Genomic DNA, 11,644 nt, shown 5'->3' with positions numbered 1-11,644 from the left:
GCCGTGCCGGTGAGACGCCCGTCGTCCGTGCCGAACCGGTCCACTGACGGTTCGGCACGGCCGACGTTTTGCTGACCGGTCCGGCTGACCGGTCCGGCTGACCGGTCCGGCTGACCGGTCCGGCTCTACCGGACCGCGTCGTTGAACTGCGAGGTGCGGACGAAGGCCAGTGCGGCGACCCCGGCCAGCGGGAGGAGCGTGACCTGGAGCAGCCCGGCCTGGCGCCAGCCGAAACTGTCCACCAGGGCGGCGAAGATCAGGCCCGAGAACGCCGCCGTCCCGTAGTAGCTGGTGACGAACAGGCCGGAGGCCCGTCCGATCTGTTCGGGGCGGACGGCCCGCTGCATCGCGCTGTTGGTGTTGGGATAGAGGAAGCCCAGGCCGAAGACGCCCATGAAGAAGGCGAGCAGGCACTGCCAGCCGACTCCGCCCTGCAACTGGTAGATGCACGCGCTGATGACGCAGCAGCCCAGCAGGCTCACGATCAGCATGGTGCGCTGGTCGACGCGGTCGCCGAGCCAGCCGCCGAGAAGGGCCAGCATGCCGCCGAAGCCGAGGAAGCTCATGGCCAGTGCGGCCTGCGCGGGCTCGAAGTGCAGGCTGGTGATGAGGAACGTCGGGTAGAGGCCGATGAACCCGTAGATGGCCACCCCGCTGACGACCGAGCGGACGGCCAGCGCGAGGGTGTTGCGGTTGTAGGCGGAGGCGGGCATGTGGTCGTACGTCCCGGTCGAGACGGCCTTGTCGACGGAGCGCTCGGTCAGACCGGTTTTCACGGCGAACACGGCGATGGCCGCGATCAGCAGTCCGGCTGTGCCGAACAGGTAGAAGGGCGTGTGCCAGGTGCCGTGCGCGTTCATCAGCCGGACGCCGATCGGCGGACTGACGAACACGCCGAGGGAGTAGCCCACGCCGATGATGCCGAAGGCGAGGCTCCGTCGGTGGGCGAAGTACGCGCCGATCGCCGCGAAGATGGCGGCGGACTGCATGCCCTCTCCGAACCCTGAGAGCACCCTGTAGGCGGTCATGTCGGCGAAGCCGGACGCCAGCGGGGTGAGCATCGTGCCCAGGGAGTAGATCACGATGCTGACCAGCAGGACGTTCTTGCGCCGGAAACGGTCCAGGAGGTAGCCCGCCGGCAGTCCGGCCAGGGCCATGCCGAGGGTGAAGTTCGTCGCCAGCAGCCCGCCCTGCTCCAGCGAGAACCCGTACTCCTGGCGGATGTTCGGCAGCAGGGGCGGGAAGACCTGCCGGTCCATCGCGTTGACCATGTAGGACAGGGTCAGCACCAGGAAGCCTACCCCGACCATGACGGGGGTGAGCGGGGCCGGGCTGCTTTCCTTCGCGTCCTGTGCGGGCGCGGTGCTCATGTCGAATTGCGCTGCGTGATTCATGGCGGCTCCCAGGGGAAAAGGGCCGCGGCAGGCCGCGGCGGATATCTCGCCGTACGTGCGTTGCATGTTGCGGGGGGATGGCGAGGAGCGGTGAGCTGAACACGGACGGGGCGGCGATCGCGGTGGGGCCGCCGTGTGGCAGGGAGGGCTGCGGCTGCGGCGGCCGATTTGGCGCGCGGGAATTCCAGCCGTATATCGCCCGTCGGACGTCCGTGGCTGCGGCGTCTTCGGCAACCGGACCTTGTGCGGTCATCCATCGACGGCACGATCCGGGGCTGGCAAAACCATGAGGCGAAGTTCCCGGTGCGTCAAGATGCGGGGAGCGGATTTCTCCTCGGAAGGAAAGGCTGGCTCCCGCCTCTTGACGTGCTGGAAGCGCTGAATGCTATCGTTAGCACAACGTGGCTGTGACGCTTGACTTCGATGCGCCCCGGCATCCTGTGTGCGGTGCCAGAGGCGTACCGTCCACCCCACCCACGGCGGAATGACCGGACGAGACCCGGCGAGATGCCCCGCCCGTCCGCTGCGAGCCACACGATTCTGCGAGGACGAACTGCCATGACACCACCGAGCCGCCCGGGCACTGTGCTGCTCACCGACTACGCCTGGCCCGACGACAGCGTCGAGCGATCGGTCATCGAGGAAGCGGGGCTGACTCTGGTGACCGGCCCGGCCGATCCCACGACCGCCGAGTCCGTCGAGAAACTGGTCGCCGAACACCGGCCCGCCGGAATTCTCACGTGCTGGGCGCCCGTCTCCGCCGCCGCGATCACGACCTCGCCGGACCTGCGGATCGTGGCCAGGCTCGGGGTCGGCCTCGACAACATCGCCGTGGAGGCCGCCACCGAGCGCGGCGTCTGGGTCACCAACGTGCCGGACTACTGCGTCGAGGAGGTCTCGGACCACGCCGTGGGCATGGTGCTGGCCTGGACGCGAGGGCTGGCCCGGTACGACCGGGAGGTCCGCTCGGGCAGCTGGGATCCCGCCGGGGCCCGGCTGCGCCGACTGTCGACGCTGACCTGCGGCGTCGTCGGATACGGGCGGATCGGGCGGGCCACCGCGCGCAAGCTGGGCGCCTTCGGTTGCCGGATCCTGGTGCACGACCCGTTCCCGCCCCAGGACGCTCCGGGGATCGAGCCGGTGGGACTGGAGGAGCTGCTGCGCCGTAGCGACGTGGTGATCCTGCACGTGCCCCTGACCAAGGACACCCACCACCTCATCGGCGCCGCGCAACTCGCACTGATGCCGCCGGGCGGGCTGCTGGTCAACGTCAGCCGGGGCGGCCTGGTGGACACCGACGCCGTGATCGAGGCGCTGCACGGCGGACGGCTGGACGGAGCCGCCCTCGACGTACTGGAGACCGAGCCGCAGGTCCCCGCCGCGCTGTCGGCTCACCCGGGTGCGCTCCTCACCCCCCACGTCGCCTTCTCCTCCGACGCGTCGGTCACGGAGCTGCGCCGCCGTGCCGCCGAGGAGGTCGTCCGGGTGCTGGGCGACGAGGCGCCGGCCCACGCATGCAACAGCCCGCACGGGGTCCCGGCCGGGTCGGGAGTACGGCGATGAGTCCGAGCCCGGCGCCTGGTACGCCCGAGCCGGACGCCCTGGAGACCGAGTCGGCCGGTTCTGTAGGTGGGTCGGAGCTGGCCGCTCCCGTACCTGGGCTGGAGTCGGCCGTTCCCGTACCTGGGCTGGAGTCGGCCGTTCCCGTACCTGGGCCGGAGTCGGCTGGCCCCGTACCTGGACTGGTTTCGGCCGATCCCGTACCCGGTCCAGAGCAGGCCGGCCCCGTACCCGAGCCCGCGCTGACGGACTTCCTGCTGGCCCATGAGCTGGTCGCGCCCGGCGAGGCGGCGAGGTGGACGCCGTTGGCCGGTGGTGTCTCGTCCGATCTGTGGCGGGTGGATCTGCCGGGACGCTCCCTGTGCGTCAAGCGGGCGCTGGCCAAGCTGCGGGTCGCGGTCGACTGGCAGGCGCCGGTGTCGCGCAATGCCTACGAGTGGGCGTGGATGCGGTTCGCGACGCGGCACCGGCCGGACAGCGTGCCCGCGCTGCTGGCCCACGACCCCGAGGCCGGCCTCTTCGCCATGGCGTACCTGCCGCCCGAGCGCTACGCCGTGTGGAAGACGCAACTGCTGCGCGGCGAGGTGGATACGACGACCGCCGCATCCGTGGGAGAGGTGCTCGGCGCGCTGCACGCGGCGAGTGCGGGCGACCCGGCCCTGGCCGAGGAGTTCGCCACCGACGAGAACTTCCACGCCCTGCGCATCGAGCCGTACCTGCTGGCCACCGCGGCCGCACACCCCGGTCTGCGCGACGTCCTCGTGGCTCTCGCCGACCGCACGGCCGGCACCCACCTGGCCCTGGTGCACGGCGATGTCAGCCCCAAGAACATCCTCGTCGGACCGTCCCACCCGGTGCTCCTGGACGCCGAGTGCGCCTGGTACGGCGACCCGGCCTTCGACCTGGCCTTCTGCCTCAACCATCTGATCCTCAAGAGCCTGGTGGTGCCCGGGCGCCGCGCCGAACTCCTGGAGTCCGCCCAGGTGCTGGCCGCGGAGTACTTCCGGCACGCCGACTGGGAGCCGCGTGCGGGCCTGGAGGCGCGGGTCGCCTCGCTGCTGCTCGCGCGTGTGGACGGCAAGTCCCCCGTGGAGTACCTCACCGACGAACGGCACAGGCTGATCGTGCGCACCACGGCGTCGGCCCTGCTCCGCGCGTTCGCACCCACCGTGGAGGACGTACTGGACGCCTGGCGGACCGCCCTCGAGGGACACACTTCAGCGCGAGGAGACAGACATGCGCAGGGTCGTCACCGGCCATGACGAGAGGGGGAAGTCGGTGGTCGTCAGCGACGGCCCCGTCCCCCGAACTCGTGAATTCACCAGTCTGCCCGGCTGGGTGTCCACCGTTCCGTGGGCCACCGAACCCGGCAGGCCCGTGAGCCGGACCGGGGAGGATCCCACGCCGAAGCTCTCCAGCCTGCTCCCGGCGCCCGGCGGCACGCGTTTCATCGTTCTCACCCTGCCTCCCGACAGCGCGATGGCCGACCCGGCGTTCGATCCCGTCGCCTACGACCGCGAACAGCGGGCCGATTCGCCCGGCCTCGCGGAGCTCATGGAGCCCGACGGCATGCACACCACGCCGACCGTCGACTACGGCATCGTGCTGCAGGGGGAGGTCGTCCTCGAACTCGACGACGGTCGGTGCACTCCGCTCGCGACAGGGGACATCGTGATCCAGAACGGCACCCGCCACGGCTGGCGCAATCGCAGTGACCGGCCGGTGACCATGGCCTTCGTGCTCATCGGCGCCGAGGTCGACTGCTGAGGGGCCGAGTTACGGCCAGTGACATTCCGAGGGGTCCGGTCGAGGCCGCCTCGACCCTGGGAAGCGGGCCGGCGGGCTCGTCGCGGGCGAAGAAAACAGTGGACGGCGAGGGCCGGGGAGCGAGAGACCCCCTGGCCCTCGCCGTCTTTTCGTGACCGCTTCTGACCAGGTCCGATCGTCCTTTTATTTTTCGGTGACGCACCCCCGAGAAGTTTGTCGGTCTGTCGTACGAGGCCTCATACCAGAGCGGGACGCTGCCCGTGCAACTTTGTCAACTGCCCACCGCACATGTTGCGTTGCCGACTACTGTGAGTGTCCGTCGGGCGACGCAGGGGCGATTTCTTCGGCTCCGTCGGCCGACATCGTGATGGCGCATGCCCAAGACGCGCAGACGCGCGATCCAAGGCCCCGACCGACGGACCCGTACGACGAGGACACCGATGTCTCACCTCCGCGCACCGGCCGCCCGCGCAGACCGCCGTGAGGGCGGGCGGCACGGTCGGCCGGCCGCCCGCGCCGTTCCCGCGCTGCCCGAGACCCACATACGGCCGCAGCTGCTGCGTCTTGCCATGCTGCCGCCCGTCGCCGTCGCCCTCAGCGCCTGTGCCGCAGTGCTGTTCATCGTCCGCTCCACCGGGGTCCGGCCCAGCCTCACTCTTTGGGGTGTACTCACCGGCGCGGTCTCGGTGACCTGCGCGGCCATCCTGATCGCCGCCGTGGCCGCCGACCGCGCCGCCCGGTCGGTGAGCGACCGCATCGGCGCCCTGCGGCGCGCCGGCGCGCGCGGCGAGGCCGACCTGCGGGCCCTGGTCGAGGCGCTGCGCCGCGGCGAGAGCCCGCCCCAGCGCAAGCCGCGCGGCGGCCCCGCCGACGAGGCCGACGACTTCGAACTGCTCGCCGCCGACCTGGCCCGCGCTCACGACGTCGCCGTCACCGCCGTCGTCCAGGCCGCCCAGCTCTCCAGCCAGGCGGGCAGCGAACAGAAACTGGAGGTCTTCCTCAACCTCGCCCGGCGACTTCAGTCGCTGGTGCACCGCGAGATCTCGATCCTCGACGAGCTGGAGAACGAGATCGAGGACCCTGACCTCCTCAAGGGCCTCTTCCACGTCGACCACCTCGCCACCCGCATCCGCCGCCACGCCGAGAACCTCGCCGTGCTCGGCGGCGCTGTCTCCCGCCGTCAGTGGAGCAATCCCGTCTCCATGACCGAGGTCCTGCGCTCGGCCATCGCCGAGGTCGAGCAGTATTCACGGGTCAAGCTCGTCCCGCCGATCGACGGACAGCTGCGCGGCCATGCCGTCGCCGACGTGATCCACCTGCTGGCCGAACTCGTCGAGAACGCCACGGTGTTCTCCGCCCCGCACACCCAGGTGCTGCTGCGCGCCAACCTCGTCACCTCCGGGCTCGCCGTCGAGGTCGAGGACCGCGGACTCGGCATGCCCGTCGGCGAGCAGAGCCGGATGAACGCCCTGCTCGCCGATCCCGACCAGGTCAACGTCGCCAGCCTGCTGGCGGACGGCCGCATCGGACTGTTCGTCGTCTCGCAGCTAGCCAAGCGGCACGGCATCCACGTCCGGCTCCAGACCAACATCTACGGCGGAGTGCAGGCCGTACTCGTGGTGCCCCAGGCGCTGCTGGGTACGGTGCCGGGCACCCCCGGAGCCGTACCGCAGCCGCCGGACGGGGCGGCGGGTGCGGCGGGATCGGCGAGTGCGGCAGGTCCGGGGGGCGTGGCAGGTTCGGCGGGTACGGGAGGCCCGGCCGGGGCGGCACAGCAGCTCGGGCAGCGTCGGCCCGAGGGTGTGCACCGGGTCCCGCCGCCCGCACCCTCCGCACCCTCGTCCGCCGCGTCCGCCTTGCCGTCCGGGCCGTATGGGTCGCCCGCTGGGCCATCCGGATCGTCCGGGCCGGCCTCCCAGCCGTATGCCGTGCCACGTCCGCAGCAGACCGAGCCTTCCCGTCAGCAAGTGACCGCGCGGACCACGCCGGTGAAGTCGAACGGCAGCGGACCGCCGCCGCTGCCCGTGCGCGGTGCCCACGAGGAGCGGTCCACCCCGGCGGAGGCCGTGCCCGGCATCAGGCCCGACGACCGGCGGCTCGTCGCGGAGAACACGGCCACGCCGCCCGTTCCGCGCGTCGGCGCCGTGCGCGGCACCATGGGCAAGCCCCGGCTGCCCCGGCGCCGGGCCCAGGAGCACATCGCGCCCCAGCTGCGCGACGGCCCGGCGCCGCGCCAGGACACCGAGTACCTGGCCGGCCACGACCCGGGCCTGATGGCGGCCTTCCAACGCGGAGTCGGCCTCGCCGAGGCCCAGCAGCAGATGGAGACGACCGCGCTCGGCGAGCCGACGACTCCCACGGCGGCCATCCACCTGGGGTCCACGCACATGGCGTCGGCCCACATGGACCCCGTACACACGGCAGTGCCGCCGTCGGAGGCGGCGCCCCTGGATTCGCGCCACATGGACGGCACAGACATGGCCACCCCGCCCTCCATGGATGTTTCGTCCATGGACACATCGCGCATGGACACATCGCGCATGGACACATCGCGCATGGACGCGCGGCCCACGGACCGGGGCCGCGTCACCGAGGCGCGCGGTGTTCGAGGCGGCGTGCCCGGTCTCGATCTCGACCACCCCACCCGGCACGACGGGAGCACATCGGCCGGATGACCACCCCCGCGTACACCCCCACCCCCATCCCCAGCGCTCCCGTAGACCTTCGTACCTCAAGGAGTCGATCCACCATGGCGAGCGAAGCGCCGACCGGCCATGTATCCGATCTCGACTGGCTGATGAGCGGCCTCGTGCAGCGCGTACCGCACACCAGCAGCGCGGTCCTCCTCTCCAGCGACGGGCTCGTGAAATCGGTCCACGGCCTCGACCCCGACAGCGCCGACCACATGGCCGCCCTGGCCTCCGGCCTCTACTCCCTCGGCCGCAGCGCCGGTGTCCGCTTCGGCGACGGCGGCGACGTCCGCCAGGTCGTCGTCGAACTCGATTCGACCCTGCTGTTCGTCACCACCGCCGGGTCCGGCACCTGTCTCGCCGTCCTGGCCGGCCGCGAGGCCGACGCGGCGGTGCTCGGCTACGAGATGGCGATGCTGGTCAAGAGCGTCCGCCCCTACCTGGTCACCGCACCCCGGCAGCACACCGTCGAACCCACGGCGATGAGGCCTTGAGGGCGGCGGCCGGCGACGGGCCCTGGCTCGACGAAGCGGCCGGACGGCTGGTGCGCCCCTTCACGGTCAGCAACGGCCGCACCCGGCCGACCATCGCGCTCGACCTCCTGTCGCACGTGATGGCCACCGGAGCCACCCCCGTCGGCTACCTCGGCCCCGAGCACACGGAGGTGCTCGACATGTGCCGTGCGCCCGTCTCGGTCGCCGAGGTCGCCGCCCACCTGAAGCTGCCGGCGGTGGTCACCAAGGTGCTGCTGTCGGACCTCGTCGACTGCGGGGCGCTGACCACCAAGCCACCCGAGTTCACCCACAACCCGACAGACCGGGCCCTTCTGGAGGCAGTGCTCGATGGACTACGACGACAGCTCTGACCCCTTCCCCACCGCACTCAAGATCCTGGTGGCGGGAGGATTCGGAGCAGGCAAGACGACCTTCGTGGGCGCGGTCAGCGAGATCGCTCCCCTGAGCACGGAGGAACTGCTCACCACGGTCAGCGCCGCGACCGACAACCTCGACGGGATCGAGAACAAGGTCGAGACGACGGTGGCCATGGACTTCGGCCGCATCACCCTCGACCAGGAACATGTCCTGTACCTGTTCGGCACGCCCGGACAGGAGCGGTTCTGGTTCATGTGGGACGAACTGTCCGAGGGCGCGCTCGGCGCGGTCATCCTCGCCGACACCCGACGTCTGGAGGACTGCTTCGCGGCCGTCGACTTCTTCGAACAGCGCGGCCTCGGCTTCATCGTGGCGATCAACGAGTTCGACGGCTCGTACCGCTACGACCCCGAGGAGGTCCGCGCCGCCATCGACCTCGACCCCGAGATCCCCGTCGTCCGATGCGACGCCCGGATCTCCAGTTCGGGAGTCCAGACCCTGCTCACCCTCGTACGGCACCTCCTCGCCCACACCCCGGCCACCGCGCCCAGCCACGGCGCCCACATGTGACCCCCGCACACCCCGCCACGGAGCCTCATATGTCCTACGTCCACAGCGACGGAGCCCACCCATGAGCTACGACCTGCCTCGCCCGGCCGGTCGACTGCTGCTCACCCCCGAGGACAAGGAGGCCCCCTTCCGCACGCAGCGGCTGGCCCGGCTGGGTCTGGGAGAACATCCGGAGCCCGCCCTCGACGCCTTCGCGGCCCGGCTCGCCCAGCACACCGGGGCGCCGTACGCCATGGTCAACTTCATCGGCGAGCACCGGCAGTTCTTCGCGGGCCTGCGCGTCCCGGACGTCAAACCCCGAGTGAACACGGACGACAGCACACCGGAACTGGGCCGCCACCTGGAGCGCGACCACGGGTTCTGCCCGTATGTGGTGGTCCGGCGCAAGGCGCTGGTGCTGGAGGACGTCCGCGACTATCCGCGGTTCGCGGGCAACCCGATCGTCGACGAGTTCGGCATCCGCTCCTACCTGGGCGCACCGCTCGTCGACAGCGCGGGGATGGTGCTGGGCACGGTGTGTGTCGCCGACGTCGAGCCTCGGCCCTGGGGCAGGCCCGGGCTGGAGGCCATCAAGTCGGCCGCCGCGGAGCTCGCCGTAGGGCTGGAGCGGCGTGAGGACGGACTTGGCATCTGACTCCCTGGCAGGTCATCCCGTCAGCGGCCCGCCTGGCTCTCATGTGTCATTTCTGGGATAGCATCCCTGATATGAGACAAGGTATTGCTGAGGTCGTCGCACCCGACCCGGACCCCGTCGACACCCGGCTCGGCGCCCGCCTCGCCGAACTGCGGGCCGAACGCGGCTGGACCCTCGGAGAGTTGGCGGAGCGCAGCGGAGTGAGCCGGTCGACCCTGTCCCGGGCCGAGCGGGCGGAGATCAGCCCCACCGCCTCGCTCCTGAACCGGCTGTGCCACGTCTACGGACGGACCATGTCCCAGCTGCTCAGCGAGATCGAGGCCGAGCCGGCGCTGCTGGTGCGCTCCGCCGAGCAGCCGGTGTGGGAGGACCGCGCCTCCGGGTTCGTACGACGGTCCGTCTCACCGCCGCACTCGGGGCTGCGCGGCGAACTCGTCGAGGGGCGGCTCGCGGCCGGCGCCGACATCGCGTACGACCGGCCGCCCCTGCCCGGCCTGGAACAGCACATCTGGGTGCTGGCGGGAGCGCTCGAGGTGACGGCACAGGACATCGCGCACCACCTCGACGCCGGGGACTGCCTGCGGATGCGGGTGTGGGGCCCGACGCGGTTCCGGTGCGCCGGTCCGGGCGAGGCGCGGTATGCGCTGGCGGTGGTGCTGCCGTGACACCGCTGATCCGCCCGGCCCGTCCGATCCGACTGGACGAGGCTCAACTGTCCGCGAATGTGGAGGAGTTGGCCGACCTGCTGGTCGACACCGTGGACGGCGGCGCCTCGGTCGGATTCCTCGCGCCGCTCGACCGCGCGGCGGCCGTCGCCTGGTGGAAGGAGCGCGCCGCCGCGGTGGCCGCGGGACAACTCGCCGTGTGGGCGGCGCGCGACGCGGGCCGGACCCTCGGCACCGTCAGTCTGGCCTTCCCCGACAAACCGGCCGGCCGCCACCGCGCCGAACTCGCCAAGCTGATGGTGCACCGGGACGCCCGTGGGCAGGGTCTCGGCCGCAGACTCCTGACCGTCGCCGAGGAAGCGGCGGTCGGGGCGGGCATCACCCTCCTGCACCTGGACACCGAGACCGACAGCCCGGCCGAGCACCTCTACCGCACGGCCGGCTGGACCCGGGCCGGCGTGATCCCCGACTATGCGGCGAACCCGGCCGGGGCACTGCGGCCGACGACGCTCTACTACAAACGCGTGGGGAGGGGTGCGGGCGAGGCGGCCGCCGTGCCTGTGGCGGACGCTCCCACCAGGTGATTGTCAGTGGCAGGAGCTACGGTGCCTGTCATGCCGGATGCCGAAGACGTACGCCGAATCGCCCTGTCGTTGCCGGACACGACGGAGAAGATCGCCTGGAGCATGCCCACGTTCCGAGTCGCGGGGAAGATGTTCGCCACACTGCCCGAGGACGAGACCTCCATCGCCGTGCGCTGCCCCAAGGAGGAGCGCGACGAACTGGTGCTGGCCGAACCGGAGAAATTCTGGATCGCCGACCATGAGGCGCAGTTCGCCTGGGTGAGAGCCCGCCTCGCCGCCCTGGAGGACGAGGGCGAACTGCGTGCCATCCTCGCCGACTCCTGGCGCCAAGCTGCCCCGCCCCGACTGCTTGACGCCCACCCCGAGTTGGGGCTGCCGACCGCGGACTGAATTTCCTCGGAGACTGAGGGGATCGGGATCGGGATCGGGATCGGGGTCGGAGTGGAGGGGGAGGGCTTCGTGCCCGTGATACGCGACCTGGCGCGCGTTGACGTGCCGACGGCGTAGGCGGACCCGAGGGGATGTGAGCGGGCGCGTCGGGGGGCCAGGGGGTGATGAGCTGACCGTGGCCCGGGGGCAGGGCTGTGTGGAGCCTGGGTGGGTGGCAGTACGTACGGGATGCAGGGACCCGCGGGCGCGTGCCCGAAGGCGCCTTTCCGCGCTCGCCCACCCGCCGACGTTTACCTGCTTCATCACCCTCGCTCCCGGATAAAGGAGTGCGCGACCATCAACCCGAGTGCGGTATTGTTTCCATGCATGTTGGGCCAGGGGAAACCCCAGGTCAGACAGGCATCGGGACGTGGCGCAGCTTGGTAGCGCACTTGACTGGGGGTCAAGGGGTCGCAGGTTCAAATCCTGTCGTCCCGACGGTGTTCACCAGCGGGTTTGCCGACGATGGCAGGCCCGCT

Annotated in this window: 12 protein-coding genes and 1 tRNA gene; 12 read left to right on the top strand and 1 reads right to left on the bottom strand. The window is 71.0% G+C overall.

Annotated elements, in window-relative coordinates; all coding sequences use genetic code 11:
* Positions 1 to 125: 125 nt before the first annotated feature.
* The gene (locus AB0I77_RS38235; RefSeq protein WP_363287403.1) at positions 126 to 1,394 is read right to left on the bottom strand and encodes an MFS transporter; all 1,269 of its coding nucleotides are present in this window, start codon (positions 1,392 to 1,394) and stop codon (positions 126 to 128) included.
* A 558-nt stretch (positions 1,395 to 1,952) separates the two neighbouring features.
* Here AB0I77_RS38235 and AB0I77_RS38230 point away from each other — a divergent pair.
* From AB0I77_RS38230 to AB0I77_RS38175, 12 genes are all read left to right on the top strand, one after another.
* The gene (locus AB0I77_RS38230; RefSeq protein WP_363287402.1) at positions 1,953 to 2,957 is read left to right on the top strand and encodes a C-terminal binding protein; all 1,005 of its coding nucleotides are present in this window, start codon (positions 1,953 to 1,955) and stop codon (positions 2,955 to 2,957) included.
* Positions 2,954 to 4,216 (top strand): phosphotransferase, encoded by a 1,263-nt coding sequence (locus tag AB0I77_RS38225; RefSeq protein WP_363287401.1) that lies wholly within the window; start codon positions 2,954 to 2,956, stop codon positions 4,214 to 4,216. Before AB0I77_RS38230 ends, AB0I77_RS38225 begins: the two co-directional genes overlap by 4 nt.
* Complete coding sequence (locus AB0I77_RS38220; RefSeq protein ID WP_363287400.1) at positions 4,191 to 4,721, top strand: cupin domain-containing protein; 531 nt, start codon at positions 4,191 to 4,193, stop codon at positions 4,719 to 4,721. The genes AB0I77_RS38225 and AB0I77_RS38220 overlap by 26 nt, the downstream gene beginning before the upstream one ends.
* A gap of 440 nt (positions 4,722 to 5,161) precedes the next feature.
* Positions 5,162 to 7,396 carry an ATP-binding protein gene (locus AB0I77_RS38215; protein WP_363287399.1) on the top strand — a complete coding sequence of 745 codons (2,235 nt, stop codon included), beginning with the start codon at positions 5,162 to 5,164 and terminating at the stop codon, positions 7,394 to 7,396.
* 74 nt (positions 7,397 to 7,470) lie between these two features.
* A complete protein-coding gene (locus AB0I77_RS38210) occupies positions 7,471 to 7,905 on the top strand; it encodes a roadblock/LC7 domain-containing protein (RefSeq protein ID WP_363287398.1) in 435 nt (144 codons plus the stop codon).
* Entirely contained in the window at positions 7,902 to 8,276 is a 375-nt protein-coding gene (locus AB0I77_RS38205) for a DUF742 domain-containing protein (protein ID WP_363287397.1), read from the top strand. Before AB0I77_RS38210 ends, AB0I77_RS38205 begins: the two co-directional genes overlap by 4 nt.
* Entirely contained in the window at positions 8,254 to 8,853 is a 600-nt protein-coding gene (locus AB0I77_RS38200; protein ID WP_363287396.1) for an ATP/GTP-binding protein, read from the top strand. Before AB0I77_RS38205 ends, AB0I77_RS38200 begins: the two co-directional genes overlap by 23 nt.
* Positions 8,854 to 8,914: 61 nt before the next feature.
* Positions 8,915 to 9,487: a GAF domain-containing protein gene (locus tag AB0I77_RS38195; protein ID WP_363287395.1), complete on the top strand. Its 573-nt coding sequence runs from the start codon at positions 8,915 to 8,917 to the stop codon at positions 9,485 to 9,487.
* Between the two features lie 71 nt (positions 9,488 to 9,558).
* On the top strand, positions 9,559 to 10,152 hold the full coding sequence (locus tag AB0I77_RS38190) for an XRE family transcriptional regulator (RefSeq protein WP_363287394.1): 594 nt from the start codon (positions 9,559 to 9,561) through the stop codon (positions 10,150 to 10,152).
* Positions 10,149 to 10,736, top strand: a complete 588-nt coding sequence (locus tag AB0I77_RS38185; protein ID WP_363287393.1) for a GNAT family N-acetyltransferase — start codon at positions 10,149 to 10,151, stop codon at positions 10,734 to 10,736. The genes AB0I77_RS38190 and AB0I77_RS38185 overlap by 4 nt, the downstream gene beginning before the upstream one ends.
* A 30-nt stretch (positions 10,737 to 10,766) precedes the next feature.
* Positions 10,767 to 11,126, top strand: coding sequence for an MmcQ/YjbR family DNA-binding protein (locus tag AB0I77_RS38180; protein ID WP_363287392.1), 360 nt, complete (start codon positions 10,767 to 10,769; stop codon positions 11,124 to 11,126).
* A gap of 403 nt (positions 11,127 to 11,529) precedes the next feature.
* Positions 11,530 to 11,603: transfer RNA gene (locus tag AB0I77_RS38175), tRNA-Pro, on the top strand.
* The last annotated feature ends 41 nt before the right edge of the window (positions 11,604 to 11,644 follow it).

This window comes from Streptomyces sp. NPDC050619 (genome assembly GCF_040654815.1).
Classification (GTDB): Bacteria; Actinomycetota; Actinomycetes; order Streptomycetales; family Streptomycetaceae; genus Streptomyces.
This window is presented reverse-complemented; position numbering and strand designations above follow the sequence as displayed.